The 14344-nt window shown below is 42.9% G+C and carries 6 protein-coding genes; 3 read left to right on the top strand and 3 right to left on the bottom strand.

Going from position 1 to position 14344, the window contains the following annotated elements:
• Position 1 precedes the first annotated feature (1 nt).
• Entirely contained in the window at positions 2-7294 is a 7293-nt protein-coding gene (locus ABD036_RS09420) for a non-ribosomal peptide synthetase (protein ID WP_343859097.1), read from the bottom strand.
• A 220-nt stretch (positions 7295-7514) separates the two neighbouring features.
• Here ABD036_RS09420 and ABD036_RS09415 point away from each other — a divergent pair, with 220 nt between their 5' ends.
• The 3 genes from ABD036_RS09415 (at position 7515) to ABD036_RS09405 (ending at position 11393) form a co-directional block, all read left to right on the top strand.
• Positions 7515-8543 carry a polysaccharide deacetylase family protein gene (locus tag ABD036_RS09415; RefSeq protein ID WP_343859095.1) on the top strand — a complete coding sequence of 343 codons (1029 nt, stop codon included), beginning with the start codon at positions 7515-7517 and terminating at the stop codon, positions 8541-8543.
• A gap of 329 nt (positions 8544-8872) precedes the next feature.
• Entirely contained in the window at positions 8873-9925 is a 1053-nt protein-coding gene (locus ABD036_RS09410) for a glycosyltransferase (RefSeq protein ID WP_343859092.1), read from the top strand.
• A gap of 445 nt (positions 9926-10370) precedes the next feature.
• Entirely contained in the window at positions 10371-11393 is a 1023-nt protein-coding gene (locus ABD036_RS09405; protein WP_343859090.1) for a heparin lyase I family protein, read from the top strand.
• Positions 11394-11436: 43 nt separating this feature from the next.
• Here ABD036_RS09405 and ABD036_RS09400 read toward each other — a convergent pair whose 3' ends face one another.
• Both ABD036_RS09400 and ABD036_RS09395 read right to left on the bottom strand, forming a co-directional pair.
• Complete coding sequence (locus ABD036_RS09400) at positions 11437-12888, bottom strand: lipopolysaccharide biosynthesis protein (protein WP_343859088.1); 1452 nt, start codon at positions 12886-12888, stop codon at positions 11437-11439.
• 5 nt (positions 12889-12893) lie between these two features.
• The gene (locus tag ABD036_RS09395) at positions 12894-14324 is read right to left on the bottom strand and encodes an O-antigen ligase family protein (RefSeq protein WP_343859086.1); all 1431 of its coding nucleotides are present in this window, start codon (positions 14322-14324) and stop codon (positions 12894-12896) included.
• Between the last annotated feature and the right edge of the window lie 20 nt (positions 14325-14344).

Raw genomic sequence — 14344 nt, 5'->3', positions numbered from 1 at the left:
TTTATCTTCCTTGTCGGCGTTTTATCGTTGCCATTTTTGCCATTCGTTCTCTACCACTCACTTTGGCTAAAAGTACGTGTTGGTTTCTATCTAATGGCTCAGCGTTCGTTACTTGCCCCGCAATTGCTGAATCAGAGCTTGATTCTAAGTAGCGAGCCAGTGCTTTAACACTTGTGTGCTGGAACAAGTCCACCAAAGATACCTCTCGCTTTAGCTCACTACTGAGCAGTGTTTGAACCTGAGCCATTTTTAGCGAGTGGCCCCCTATATCAAAAAAGTTTGCAGTTACATCTATCGAATCTGTGTCCAGCGCTTGCTTCCAAATATCAATAACGATGCGCTCCATATCTGAATCAGCAGTTTGGATTGAAACCTGCTTGTTAAGCAGACTCTCAGGCGCAGGCAAGGCGTTACGATCGACTTTGCCATTTAAACTTAAGGGCAAACTATCAAGCACAAATATGTGGGCAGGAACCATATAGTCTGTCAACGTAGATCTCAGGTGGGCCCTAATACTTTGGATATCAATTTGAGTCACCTGTTGAGCACCGACATAGGCAATAAGCTGGGTTTCTGCTGACTTGTTCTGATGTGCCGTCACAACAGATTCTTTAATTCCTGGATACTTTTGTAGTTGCTCTTCTATTTCGCCAAGCTCTACTCTATAGCCCCTGACTTTCACTTGATGGTCAATTCGACCTAAGAACTCTAATCTTCCGTCGTTGCGATAACGAACTAAATCACCACTTCGATAAAGGCGTGCATTTGGGTCACGAGAAAAAGGATCCTTGACAAACTTTTGTGCTGTTAGCTCAGGTTTACCGTGGTACCCTCTGGCCACTCCCACTCCGGCTATACATAGTTCTCCTGGCATACCAATAGGCAATCGATTTAGCCATTCATCAACCACATAGAGCTGAGTATTGGCAACTGGATATCCGATAACCGGGCTACCTTCATCCTGCACAAAACATTCTGCATAACTTGCCCAAATTGTTGTTTCAGTGGGGCCATACAAATTAAAAAACCGACGTGTGTTACCAGCCCACTTTTTAACCAAACTGGCAGGGCAGGCTTCGCCAGCAACCGTCACCACGGTCAAATCGGGCAACTGAATGTCGGCTAATGCACTTAATGCTGTGGGTGGTAGCGTGACAACTTGGACCTGATGTTTTCCCAGAAAGTTAGCCAACGAGAGGCCCGGTAAGAGCGTTTGTTTGTCGCCCATAAACAAGGTTCCGCCAGAGCCCCAAGCCATTGCAAATTCAAATGCTGAAGCATCAAAACTCATTGAGGCAAATTGCAAAATACGCATACCTTGTTGCAATCCAAAGCTATCTATCTGCGCTTGGGCAACGTTGCACCAACCTTTATGTTCGAGCAACACGCCTTTGGGTTGACCGGTGGAGCCTGAGGTGTAGATCGCGTAAGCCAAATTGTTTGGCCTAACCTCTACGTCCAAATTATGTTGAGCATAATGTGCGGTCGTTGAGGCGGTTTGCTCAATATAGATAAGCTCAATATTTGCCGGTTTTAAATCTGCAGCGATAGATTCAGAGGTTAGCAGAATCTGCGCCTCCGCATCTTTCAGCATATAAGCTAAACGTCGCCGAGGATAGGTAGGATCTAACGCCAAGTAGGCTGCTCCGGATTTAAGCACAGCCAAAATACTGACCATCGCATCGATAGAGCGATCCAAACAAAGTGCAATAAGACTGTCTGGTTGCGCTCCCTTATCCACCAACAATCTTGCTAATCGATTCGCTTTTGCATTCAGCGCAGCATAGCTAATACGTTGATCACCAAACACCACAGCATCGCGCTCTGGGTACTGTTTGGCTGCAGCTTCAAATAAGTGATGCATGCAAACATCAGCATTGAAGGGCGCGCTAGTTTGATTATAACTTTCCTGATGGCTGATCTCTTGGGGAGCAAGCACCTCCAAATCAGTAATAAGAGTCTGAGGGGCAGTCATTGCGCATTCTAACAATCGTTGGAAATTTGCAGCCATATTACTAATGCGCTGGGGGGTAAATAAATCTGTATTAAATTCCCAAAACGCCAAAATTTCAGGGCCACGCTCTTCAAGCGTTAGGTGCAAATCGTACTTCGCTGTGCCTAAATCTGCTTCCATGACGCTAAATTCAAGATCGCCACTACGGCTTGTGGTTAAATCAGGGTCACGCAGATCAAAGGCTATTTGGAATAAAGGCGAGCGACTGGTGTCTCTTGGCGGCGCTAATTGTTCGACCAAGTACTCGAACGGTAAATTGTGATTTGCCACAGCATCAAGGGTGTTTTGATTCACTTGTTCTACCAAGGCCGCAAAACTGATATTCGGATCAACGTTTGAACGCAACACCACTGGATTCACAAAGAAACCCACTAAGTCTTTGATTTCTGCATAGTCTCGATTAGCGACTACGGTACCAATCATGACATCTTGCTTTTGTGCATATCGTGATAAAAGCGCCTTAAACCCGGAGAGCAACAGAACAAATAATGTGACGTTAGTATTAGCGGCCTGTTCTCGCAGTTGTCCGGCCAACAACGGTGGTATGTTCTGAGTGAAGCGACTTCCTGAGTAGGTTTGCACCAACGGTCGGGGATAATCAGTGGGAATATCGAAACCGGCTAAACCACCATGTAATTGCTCACGCCAGAATGCTAATTGATTATCATACTTGCCTGTATCGATTCTCGATTGCTGCCACGCGGCATAATCGACATATTGCACTGTGTTTGGGTGGCATTCGTCCAACGTATCGCCTACATACAGCGTTTCGAACTGCTCAAACAGCACACGCATAGACCATCCATCACTGATGATGTGATGAAGCGTAAGCGCAAGCGCATACCTACCGAGATGATCTTCAATGAGCGCCGCTCGCAGCAACGGACCTTCGCTAAGATTAAAGTGATACTGTCCTTCTGCGATTAATGTGTGGTCTAAATCTGTCTGATTGTGAACCTTCACACATCGGATACCGACTTGTGATTCTGACGATACTATTTGAGTTGGAATACCCTTAACGGAAGGAAACCTAACCCGTAGACTTTCTTGTCGAGCAATAATTTGATTAAGACAGTTTGCTAATTTCAATCGGTCGGGCGGCTGTGAAAAACGTATACAAGCAGTGACATTATAAGCACTCGAAGGAATATCAAGTTGGTCAATAAACCATAGCCTTTGTTGTGCAGAGGACAACGGCAGTGGTTCGTCCCTTGACAATATTGGGATGACTGAATCATTGCTTTGTGGTCGAGTCTCTACATTAGCTAGCTGTTGGTCTATCACTAATGCTTGTTGAATGCAGGTAGGCGCACTAAATATATCTTTTAAGGTCCATTCAACTGCAAATTCTTGTCTCACTCTGGCAATGAGTTTAGTTGCCAAAATGGACTGGCCTCCTACATCAAAGAAGTTCCAATCGGTGCTAATCGTCTCAATCTTGAGAATTTCTTGCCAAATTTGTACAAGCCGCTGTTCAGTTGCGGTTTTAGCCGCTACAACTCTTACGTTTCCTTGCGCGGCGATAATATCTAAGGCAGATTTATCAACATCGCCATTTTCTAGTCTAGGCATATGTTCTACTGTGTACACATACGCGTTATTAGCCAAACCGAAGGCATCGTTAAACTCTATCGCTTGCACGTCTTTAGCAAGCGTGTTTTCGACAAAAATACAGGGTTGCCGCAAATTTTCCCCTTGTTCACAGGCTTGACGGATGACCGAATTGGCTGGATCAAGCCCCACTGCGATTTGGCATGGCTGCGACTGCCCCAAAATGAGACGTAAACTGGTGAGGGCGGCTTCAACATCCAACTCAAGTATTCCGCGAGTACGAAGGGCATCAATGGCGGTATTTCCTTCACTCATCCCGGTTGCCCGCCAAGAAGACCAATTAATACTAAAACACTTAAATCCTCTCGCTCTGATGTTCTGGGAAATTCCATCGAGGGCACTGCATGCGGCGGCGTAAGCGCCAATTAAGGCTCCGCCAAAGATCCCTGCGGTAGACGAAAAGTTCACCAAGTATGCATTAGCGTGCTGTTCAATAACTTTTGAAAGAGACAACGCACCTTGCACTTTACTGCGTGATAATTGCAATAAACTTTCCGCTGTTTCTTGCTCTAAGGGCAATTCGCGATATTGTCCTGCTAGATGAAAAATACCAGTCAGAGGAGCGCCTGTTTGCTCGTTCCATTTGTTGACGGCATCTAACACCGCCTCCTGATCTGCGACATCCACACTGACATAATCCACTCTAGGGCTAGATTGTAAAAATGCATCCAGTTGCGCATATTCCGCTTCGATGGTTTTTAAGGTCTTACTACCTAGAATTAATAATCGAGAATGATCGCTTTGTAGCAATGTTCTGCTGATTAGTCGGCCTATTCCGCCTAAGCCTCCAGAAATCACAAAACCAGCTGGGCAGCTTGGATTGAGCGGATCATGATGTATAGGCTGCGGTTGACTGAGTTGCAATACGTGTCGAAAACGCTGGTTGTTACGCCACGCAATGTCTTTTTCATGCTGTATTAGGGTTAATTCAGAATACAGATTCTCGGCCATAGTCTCCTCATTAAAGTCTAGGTCGATCAGCTGATAATTGAGCTGAGCTAACTCTTGTTTTAAGGTCTTAACAACGGCCGGAATACCCGCAAGTTGCTGGGCAATAATCTGCTGATGATCTACGGATTGAACTCGATCTGTGAGGATCGATAAAGTTTGTGTACGGAAGTTTTTGTTGCTTATTAGTCCTTGTGCGCAGGCTGATATAGCACACTCCCAAAATCCGCTTGGCTGCTCGACAGAGTTATCCATAGTGGCAGTTTGATTACAAGCAATCATTGCATGATCAATCGAATCGCCTTTGAGTGCTATGTATTCAAAAAGTGCTTGGTAATCGCTACGATGGTTACTTCGAACTCGCAGTGCCGAGGGATCCGATAAACTGAACTGATCGCACAACAACACCAAGGTAACATTCAAGTCACGCTGCTGAAGCTGCTCGGATAAACGCTTTCCGATTCCGAGATCTGCTACAAGCATTAGAACTCTATGTCCCGAAATATTTGCTTGCACATGAGGTTGATAAGCTTGCCAAATTGGTTTGAAGAACCAAGCAGGCATGCAACGGTTACCTAGTAGTAAATCGGTTTGTTTTACTTGTTCACTAAATTCACCTTTTTCAAACTTGATTTTAAGTTTGGTGCGTTGAATTTTACCAATCGACGTTTTTGGGATATCGTCAATTTGTAAAGGGACCAAATATTCTGGGCTCACTCCGGCTTTACTGGTGACTTGCCCTTTAATCTTTCTTAATAATTCTGCTGAAGGTTGTGGGCTATCACATACGAAGAACAGCGCTAAACACTCCCTTCCACCTTGTCGTGGGTCACTGACCGCACAAGCGGCGACATAAGAACGGGTGATACGCTCAATGTCTTCGACTAAACTTTCGATACTAGCACCAGAATAATTGACACCATTGACAATGATGACATCTTTTTCACGGCCAGTAATCGTCAGCTTACCGTCCATCAAAATCCCTAAATCTCCCGTATTGAACCACCCATCGTCAGTAAAGGCTTCTGCATTTTCCTCTGGGTTGTTGAAATAGCCGCTAAACACAGTGTCACCTTTGACCTGTAACCGTCCGACTTCTCCTTCCATTAATATTTGATTGTTGGGATCAGTAATGCGCATGAAATCGCCTGGAATAGGAGGCCCTACGGCGACATGGGAGTCGGTGTCACTGGTATTATCAAGGGCAAAATCTCGTGCATATGTAATACCTGAGGAGGTTTCTGACATACCCCATGCAGGGCACATAGCAAACTTACTCAAGCCAAATCTAGCCAACATTTTAAGAAATTGCCTTGCCGTAGATGCAACCACTGCTTCGCCACCGTTTAGTACCAATTTCAGTGCCGACAAGTCCCAACTCTGCTGTTTTATCTGTTCGCTTAAGCCCGCAATTAAACCAAATGCAAAATTAGGTGCAAAGGTTACTGTGGCTCGATATTGATGCAGTAAATCCAACCAAACTAAAGGTGACTCCAGAATATCTGAGGCGGCAACATGAATTTGCTGACATCCAAGATAAACGTCACGCAGATGAAAATAGATAATACCGGCCACATGATCCAATGGCATCCAATTGAGCGATACCGTTTGGCGACTAAACTGGTTCACTTGAACGCTTGCGATGGAGCGACATATTAGATTTTTATGAGATAAAGGGACGCCCTTAGACGCACCTGTAGTACCAGATGTCAGCATAATAAGTGTTATATCGTCTGGACTTGCCACATGGTAGTCGTTATCTGCGTCGGCCAACTGTAACTGACCCAGATCCAAAACCACCAAAGGAGATTGCCCATCAGGCCAGGGCATCTGCCGGATTTCGTTAACCATTGACGAAGACGTTAGAATTGGCGCGTCCCCCAACATGGCACAGACTCGCTGGATATTTTCTATAGATGCCACATCAGCTTGATAGTCAGCGGCTACGGCCATAGGAACTGGCACATAGCCACCAAGTAAGCAGCCCCAAAATCCAGTTAAGAACTCTGCATTGTCACGGAATTGAAAGACGATGGGCGTACCAACGTTCAGCTGTTTCGCCCGCAAGCCGGATAGAACACAGCTTGACTTTGTAAGTAACTGAGAATAATTAAAACGAGTTTCACATCGATTATTCACGGTTATAATAGCCTCTGGTTTCACTGCATCAGCTGCTCGCAGTAAGCAGTCCACCAGCACATTAGGCGCATTGTCAGGAATGTTAAGTTTGCCACCATCACTAAAGGCTTTTTTTGCATCTAACGTCGATTTACTTGGGGTATTAGCTATGTGCGAACGAGATTGATCTACCAATTTGGTCTGATACTGGTTCAATTCATCAAGATACAAGGGCGGCGCACTGAACTGGCTTGGGATCATCACGCTGATAGCATCGTGCGGATTTTGTTGAGATAAAAACTGCGTTAAATTTTGCTCAAGGCAGGTCTGATCAAACACGCCCAGTTTAAGTAACGCTTGCACATCAGGATGACCATTCTTATCAGCGGGAATGCAAGTAACAGGGACGAAATAGTCAATTAACTGTGGGTTAGGTAACGACTTTTTAATTGCATGCTCAACATCTTCAGCAACCTCTGTGTCAGTCGGAACATAAAAAAGAACTATCTTGCTTTGCGCTGCGCCATTTCGCTTATCAACGACGCAGCAATCAGATACACCCGGAATGTTTTTTATCAATAACTCTATGTCAATGCCAACCATGCGAATATTATCCTTTATTTAATAGCGACTATTAATCCATGAAACGCTTTAAACACGGGGCTTACAAGCAGGTCAATTTTTTCTATTTCAAAAGGTTAACCAAATTCCGTGTTGTATTTTCGAATTATTGCTATCCTCTCAGTATATTGTATAAAATTACATCAGCAAGGCATTTACTGTCTATTTTTTAATCGCAGCTACCATCACAGGGAGTACGTAGATGCAGATTTTAGAGTTCGTCCACAAGGCGCTAAGTCCGGTTTTATATGGCTTAGGCATATATCAATGGCAATGGCAAAGGCAGTCAAAAGACAAAGCCTGTATAGCGGTTCTTTACTATCATCGGATTGTTGCCTGTCAAGAAGTCAACAAAGGCTTGCTTGCAGATGAAGTTGGCATTGCTGCGGACGTGTTCGAAAAGCATATGCAATTCATGTTGAAACACTTTACTCCTATCAAACCCTCAGAAATTGTAGATGTATTAAACAAGCCAGGATTGTATTTTACAGTCACCTTTGATGATGGCTTTGAAGATAACTATAGTGTTGCAGCGCCGATACTTAGCAAATTGGGTATTTCAGGTGGATTTTATGTGGTAAGTGATTTCGTCGGCACTGATAAGTTATTTTGGTGGGAACAATTAGCTTATCTATTAAAAAACACTGAATGCAAAAGCCTAGATGCCAGTCAGCTTTGCACTGAGTGGAACGATTTAGAACCGCTTATTTTACTCAACAACGAACAAAAAAATCATGCGCAACGTCAGCTTGCCAAAGCACTTAGGCAAACGCCAGCAAAGCTCGTTCCGGATATTATGCAGGCATTATCAAAACAACTTGAGGTGGAATTAATCAGCACTGGTCGCAGTCACCCGTTAATGAATTGGAAACAGCTTAAGGAACTAAATAATTGTGGCTTTGATATTGGCGGGCACACCGCTAACCATGTCAACTTAGGGAAAACAGAAAGTAGTGAGCATCACCATGAAATATTTGATGCCACGGAAACCTTACGCTCAAGTTTAAACGACCCAATTATCACCTTCGCATACCCTTATGGTTCTGTATCTCATTATACCGATGACTCGACTCAAGCAGTTATCGACGTAGGCTATCATTGTGCCTTCACGACTACTCACGGCATAGTGACTCGCGATAGCCACCGCTACCGACTCCCCCGATTTAAATTGAATAAAAGTTGGCCCTTTACATGTGCGTATAATGTTGCCAATGCATTTAATGGAAAATGAGCAACTGTCTCAAATCCCCTATTCCTAGTCTCTACACCCTTTCGGAATAAAATGAAACTTAAAATGCGTTGTTAATTTTTTGCACCGAAAACGCAGCTCATCATTTTAATTTGCAGTGTTATTTAACCGCAGTCACTTTTTGTAACGTATTTAGCTAAATCTTTAAGTCGAGAGTATGAATTTTGAGCTAATATATTGCATAGCAGGTTAAAATTAATAAACAAAATTGACTGTTTTTTTGAGAAACACCGAGAATATTATCTTGGACTAAGGCTTTTATCTCTAATCAACAGACTCCAAGCCAAGCCACAAAAAGGATGATGTTTTGCATGGTTAAAACAATTGCGCTATTGATGCCATCATTAAATGAAGAAGATTCGGTTGCACTCACGTTAGACTCAATTTTTCAATCCAGTCGATTGCCTGACGAGATTATTGTAGCCGATGGTGGCAGTAGTGACCGTACCCTTGAAATTGTGCAACAGTATAGCGATAGAGGCGTTGAACTTAAGATAGTAAAAAACCCTGAGGTCTATGCTGGTGCCGGCCGCAATCGCGCATTTGAAGTCAGTAACAGTGATATCTTAATGCTAATGGATTTTGGTAACTGTGCCGCACCCGACTGGATTGAAAAAATGGCAGTGCCGTTCGAACAAGACCCAGATATGGATTTTGTCAGTGGCGCATTCTTGCCTCAATCCCAATCAGACTTTGAACATGTAGTTGCCTGTATTTTATATCATAGCAATTCCTTGATGGGTAAAATTCCATTAGCAGAACTGATGAAGCAAATGCCCAAAGATCACTCTCCTGGAGCTTTGAGTCTAGCCATAAGTCGCACCATGTGGGAAAAACTGGACGGCATGCCAGGATGGCTTAGAGCGGCTGAGGATAAATTGTTCGGACGCAAAATGATGACATTCAAGCCAAGATACTGTTTGTTGCCCGATGCAAAAATCAGTCATCATATGCGAAGTACAAGCTGGCAAGTATTCGAGCAGATGAAAGTGTACTCACGGGGAAATTTAAGGACCCGCTTAGTACACAAACATGTGGCCAAAATTATGCTCATGTATATTGGCTTGTTAATTAGTATCCCTTTCATCATTAATTTCCCACCTAGCATCCTGCCAGTCAGTTTTATGGCAGCCCTATACGTATGGAAATCCGGCGTATCAAAAGTTAAGAAAGTTGACGGAAGAATCCATAAAAAAGCGTTTATATTCTATGCAAGCCAGATCGTGCTTGCTAGAGATTTAGGTATTTTGGCGGGTAGCATTCTTGGTTGGGGTGATTGGTTATTCAAGCCCGAATTTAAGCGCAAATTTGAATCATATGTGCGTGACACTGAACTGGCTGAACGTCCTTTAAGCCTTGAATAACAGGCTATTAGAAGAGACTTGCTACCGTGTTTAGCTTAGCGACTGTAGACAGATAAGCTGCCACCAAGTCGAAATCATTTACCTCAAAAAAATGTGAAAATTACATTTACGATACCTAATACTGTTGATTAGCATCAATTTAAAACTTTTCCCCTTTGCCTTTAACTGCTTGTAATCACAACCACTTTATATCCAATAGCAGGTTAGTAACTTATTTAACGAACGCTCTTTTGGATATGTATTGCTATACGTATTGTGCATATAGCATGCACCCTTAGCCGATCAAATTATATACAATGACTGCTGTAGGTTAATAGATTTTGCTAAGCTTACATTACTTCCACTGGTAGCCTTTAGTATTTGGTTAGTTTTATTACAAAGTGCTATTTAAATTAGGATTGATTGCCATTTTCAGTGAGTCACCAAATACATTATTGGAAATATCATGTTAATTAAACGTCGTTTTATCCCCAACTTACTCATCAGCCTTTTTAGTGTGGTTGCTTTTGGCTCCGCTTCAACCGCTTGGGCGACTAACTCTATTACTACTATTGGTAACAAAACACGAATAGTCGCAGGCAACAGAACCTTAGAAGTCGAACAAGGCATTGTTTATGAGGTGGGCGAGAGTCGCACACCAATTGAGCAGCTATATGATCCTAATTTCGTGCAAAATACTTATACCAAAAACGCTAACATTATTTATCGTATTATTCCTAATCACGGCAACTTGCAAGTTAAGCGTAACTTCACTGAAAATTTTGATTCCGCAAATACTGTTCGCGATCTTATAGGTGCGGACGTAAATTGGACAGCGATGACAGTTCAAGGTGAAGGATCTCCAACCGTAGCTTCTTACGTCGACTTAAGACATAAAATATTGCGTGGGCAGTCTGATTTCCTAGATAACCGCATCGATCCTTCAACGCAACGAAAGCACAGTGGCACTAAGTCATTGAGAACCTTTACCAAAGCAACTACCAATGGTCTGGATGTTAATAAATCAAGTTTAGATACCGAGCTTACATTTTTCGCTCGCGGCGATGATTTTTGGTTCAGTGGATGGTTTTTCCTTGAACAAGGCAAACCGGCCAGCCTTATTGATTTGGAAAGCGCATACATGAAAGAAGGACCTGGAATTCGGCTAATGCTAGATGATGAATTGCGCCCCAGCGTTCAGTTGAAGTTTGCCTACAAACCGGCTTTTAAAATGCCTCAACAAACCAATTATTCGTTGCCGACAGGAAAATGGGTACACCTTAGACTACATATATATTTAATGGATTCTGATGCCGGTCGAGTAAGACTGTGGATGGACAACACTAAATTGATCGACCAAGCGGGTAGGACATTGACTATGTTTGATGCCGTTTATAATAGTTTGCAAGTAGGGATCACAGCAGCGCCGCCCAATATGAATACGGTTTTGTATATGGATGATATTCGCGTAAGTGATTCTGGACTGTAAATTTTTCGTTTAATACTACTACACTAGGTAAGGCCGAGCTTAACTAAGGTTGCAGCCTAAAGAGGTCTTGCCTAGTGTGTTTATCTAACAGGTGCGTTTTCAGCAGCAAAAGGATAAACAGACCGGCAAGACCCAATTTTAATGCTATCCACTGAAACGCTATCTGTTGTTGGATAAGTTGATTTACCACTAAGCCTAGAATAGTGCCAAGCGCCATAATGGCGATTGCGCGCTTCCAATCGATACGAATTAAAGGTGAACCCAATACTGAATTGACTAACACAGTGGTCGATATCCGCACAATGTTCACCGCCACTAAGGCTAATCCGGCCCCCATAATGCCAAACTGGCTGATGAACACATAGTTGGCAGGAATGCCAACCCCTAACGTGACAAAACCAATAATCGGGATCGCCCAAGTCTTTTTATTGTAGAAAATACCCAATTCAATGTTCAGATTAAGCGAAGATAATACGAAAGACAGGCCTAGCAAAGGCAGAACTATTACAACATCGTAATAATCCTCGGGCGCAATTAACCAAATGATTTCAGTACCAAATAAGGATAATAAAACCGCGCACGTCATCATCAACGCTACGAATAATAATAAAATTCGATGAAATGCACTTTGATCTTCTCCTTTGGACAAGGTTTCGAATCGTCTAACAAAAAATATTTGCGAAAATGGTGCCGCAATAAACATATGCAACATAGAAGCAAGACGATGTCCAAGCGAGTAAACACCCACAGCTGCGGGACCAACTAACAAATTGATATAGTAACGTTCCACTGTAGTTAACGCTGAATTAGCAAAGGCTGAAGGTACCAAAGGCAGACCGAATAAGACCATTTGTTTAAACAATGGAAATGAAAACGTCACTCCAACACGAGACAAGGTCAAAACCAGTAAAACAATTCCCAAACTGCCCAAAGAAGCAATGGTTGCGTAGATAATTCCGGGAACACCTAGCTCTAAGTACACGACAAAATATAAATTCAAACCAATAAACAACAACGCTTTACTTAACGCCATTGCAAAGTATTTCCAAGCGCGCTTGCGGATCACGGCATAACCCATGAGTAACTCAAACAGAATTGTGAATACCAGTCCGGCGATTGCAAAAACAAATAATGCTAAGTGCTGTTGCGAATCAAACATGATGTTTACCGTAATCATCGCCATGGGGTAAGCGCAAATAATGATGAGTGCCGCAATCCCAAAAAAACCTATCAATGTGGTGCTAACAACCTTGTTTTGATCGGCAATGCTGTTATTGGAATCAAAGTAGAAACGGCTCATGGCCCCTGAAAAACCCATCCCAAAGATAACAGTGAATAAATCTGTCACCGCCATCACAATGGCGTAAAGTCCGTATTCTTGGGTGCTTAATACATGGGTGTATATGGGTAATAGCAATAATCCAGCTGCACGATGCGTAATATTAGCAATCAGATAGATTTTCCCATGGTCGAGAATAGTTTTAACTTCTGACATGTGACTTAGCTGGCTTGGTGACGATGATTAGCATAAGAGATCGCACACCCCATAATGAACATGACTAAAAACAATAGGTACCAAAATGACCCTGTATCAACGAATAAGGCATTGATTAAAAAGTTAAACAGGATGATATTTCCATATACAGCTAATAATTTCGCTTGTTCATTTATCATAGCGTTTAATGCGATAGCTTTTAGTTGTTTAAATGCAGTCACAAAGGTCGCTAAGAACAGATATAAGCCGGTAAAACCTGATAACGCAAGGATATGAATAAACTCATTGTGTGGTATTCCAACTCCTTTTGCCCAGTATGCCGATATACCAGCAATATCGATGGTGTAAAATGGATGCGCGGTTTTAAATCCATCTGCACCAAAGCCAACACCCAACACAGGATTTTGCAATCCCATGCTAATTCCAGATACCCACAATGAGAGTCGATTATAAATTGGAGCAAGTGAAGAAAAGCGTTCTTGAATGGTATTTATGTCGATGAAAAATGGCAGCACGATGATTGCTGCAATCACGCCAATGGTGCCGCAGAAGACGAGCATGGGGCGAACCTTGCGATCAAAATAGGTGATTAACATCAATGACATTGCGACAGCCAACCAGGGAGCGCGCGTTTTAGACAGAAAAATAGCGATACAGATAACCCCCAAGATACCAATAATCAACGTCTTAATGAATGCACCATTTGTCACGCTATAGCGATAAATACCGAGGATCAAAATAGTTGCCGCAACAGCGCCATATTCAGATGAATTGGCAAAGGTGCCCGTTGCTCGGCCTTCAGTGGCATGCGGTACTTCAAGATACGATGGCACAAAGATATCGCTCCCCAAGAAATATTGCACAACAGCTTGCCCTGCCATAAATACACCGACAAATAATAAAATATCCGCCAATCGAATAATGTCTTGTTTGTTCCAGTCTATTCTTGTAGCGATAATAAAGCCGGAAAACCCCATAACATATTGAATAATATAGAATATATCTTTCTTTAAATCTGAGACATATTCGCCAGTGAAGACGGCATAACAATAGGATGCAATCGCGATACACAAGAAACCGAATGCATATTTTTCTGTGCGTACCCAGGGTTGTCGTGGTTTTTGGGTCATCCATAAATTGAGCGTCAGCAGTCCAATCATACAGACAAACAGCAGTCGCTCGGTGTTAACAAAAGGCAGCGCTTGGATTGCTTGATTAGGAAATACGAAAGCGGTTGGAACGCCTATGATCAGTATGGTTGCAATCACGCGGATACCAGAAAATAACATCAATATGAAAAACACGAATCCAATCAGTGCTGCCATACCGATTAGGGCTCCGCTTCCAGCCGAGAAGGCGAATAATGAACACAAAAAAAAGCTTGGGATCACCCAAAAATAGGAATTCGTCATTGTACTCAATGAAGGATGCTTCACGCCATATTTCCCAGTTGCGC

The sequence above is a fragment of the Aliiglaciecola litoralis genome (genome assembly GCF_039523355.1).
GTDB classification, from domain to species: Bacteria; Pseudomonadota; Gammaproteobacteria; order Enterobacterales; family Alteromonadaceae; genus Aliiglaciecola; species Aliiglaciecola litoralis.
Note: the sequence above shows the minus strand (reverse complement) of the source record. Positions and strands in the feature narration are given on the sequence as shown.